This window comes from Bartonella sp. AP331QHHD, from assembly GCF_042195905.1.
Classification (GTDB): Bacteria; Pseudomonadota; Alphaproteobacteria; order Rhizobiales; family Rhizobiaceae; genus Bartonella.
In genome coordinates, this window is the sequence record NZ_JBHIPG010000080.1 from 1 (window position 1) to 1994 (window position 1994).

At 42.0% G+C, this 1994-nt stretch carries 1 protein-coding gene and 1 pseudogene; both read left to right on the top strand.

Features of this window, described 5'->3' with window-relative positions; translation table 11 throughout:
* The first annotated feature begins 85 nt into the window (after positions 1 to 85).
* On the top strand, positions 86 to 1087 hold the full coding sequence (locus tag ACFIMS_RS08630; RefSeq protein WP_375696655.1) for a toprim domain-containing protein: 1002 nt from the start codon (positions 86 to 88) through the stop codon (positions 1085 to 1087).
* Positions 1084 to 1994, top strand: a pseudogene (locus tag ACFIMS_RS08635) (DUF3987 domain-containing protein); the annotation flags it as partial. The gene ACFIMS_RS08630 and the pseudogene ACFIMS_RS08635, both read left to right, overlap by 4 nt.

The window sequence follows — 1994 nt, forward strand, 5'->3', positions numbered from 1 at the left end:
ACGTAAGGACGGACAAGGCTTTCTCAAACTCATCAATCTAGAGATAGCATAATCCGTCCTATGACGCAATGTTATAGGATTTAAAATGATGTGTTCTTTTAAGAATGCGCGGGGTATTACTCGTGCCTTGCGCGGGGTTTGGCATGGGCGTTATGGAACAGCCCGTTGCCCTGCTCATGATGATAGGCTGCCTAGCTTATCCCTTGCCAATGGACATGATGGGCGTCTTTTACTCACTTGTTATGCTGGCTGCTCTTTTAGAGAGATCATACAAGCGCTCATTAGAATTGGCTTGCTTGGAAAACAAGCCTTTTTTGATAAAGCTTATGATCAGACNACTTGTTATGCTGGCTGCTCTTTTAGAGAGATCATACAAGCGCTCATTAGAATTGGCTTGCTTGGAAAACAAGCCTTTTTTGATAAAGCTTATGATCAGACGCTCTCTTTCTCAAAACAGTTTTGTGCTGATCTCAAACAAGCAAAAAGGAAAGCAGAGAAAGCAAAAGTAATTTGGCAACAAAGCCAACCAATTAAAAACACTTTAGCAGAAACCTATTTACGTATGCGTGGGATCACGTGTGATTTGCCTGCTGATTTACGTTTTCATAGCAAATGTCCACACCCCTCTGGAGTTACACTACCCGCGTTGGTTGCTCTTGTTAAGGGGGCTGGCTCCTTTGCCATTCATAGAACCTTTTTAAAAGACAATGGCTGCAAAACAGATCAAAAACCAGCCAAAGCTATGTTGGGATCTGTCACGGGTGGTGCTGTGCATTTAAGCCAAGCCAATCCAAAACATCTGGTCATTTGTGAGGGCATTGAAACCGGTCTGGCTCTGCTGTCTGGGCTGTTACCAGAGCCCGTGAATTTATGGGCGTCCCTTTCAACCCATGGCATGATGCATGTGAATTTACCTCCTACAAAAGGGCGTCTGACAATTGCAATGGATGGCGATGATGCTGGTCGTAAAGCAGGTTTTACCCTCGCTGCACGTGCCTATAGACAAGGCTTTGAGGTCTTTATCATGCAAGCCCCATACGGTCTAGATTTCAATGATGTTTTGATACGAAAAGGTATAAATAAATGAGAGAGAATAAAAACAATATTATAGATACCAACAATCAAAATGTTTCATGCAATGATAACGATAATGTTTTTTTAAATGATAAGACTTGTTTAGAAGCCATTCCTTATGAAATCGCATTGCAACAAAATGGTTGGGGGGAATTGCAATCGATTAATACGGCTCTCTTACCCGTCGAGCCTTTTAGCTTATTACAGTTGACAACGCCATTAATGGACTATGTTTATGACGTTGCGGATAGCCAACAAGCTCCTCTTGATTTTGTGGCTGTCGCTGCTTTGTGTGGCTTGGCTGCTCTCATTGGCAATGGCGTGCGGATTGCTCCAAAACAACATGATGATTGGAAGATTGTCCCTAATCTCTGGGGGGCTCTTATTGGTCAACCTTCAACCATGAAAACACCTACCATGCAAGCCGCTTTAACTCCTATCACTTGCCTCCAAAAGAAATGGTATAAAGACTGGCTAAAGCAGAAAGAGAGACAAGAAATTGAAGAGATACTTGAAACTTTAGACAAATTCGAAAAGAAAAAACAAGCCCATAAAGCAATAAAAAAAGGAGATCTTGAAACAGCCCATGCTCTTTTGTCTGAAACCCTCTCTAAAGACAATGCGCGTGATGAGGATGTCTCTCGTTTTATTGTCAATGATGTGACCGTCGAAAAGCTTGGGGAACTTTTAAAAGAAAACCCCGTGGTCTCTTGATGGTGCGTGATGAATTATCCGGTTTCTTAACAGATATGGAAAGAAAGGAATATCAAACAGACCGTTCCTTTTATTTGGAAGCTTTTAATGGAGATGGTCAATTTACTTATGACCGGATTGGGCGGGGAACCATTTTTATTCCCAATGCAACCATTTCCATTATTGGGGGCATTCAACCTTCACGGATTATTCCCATTATTCAAGCA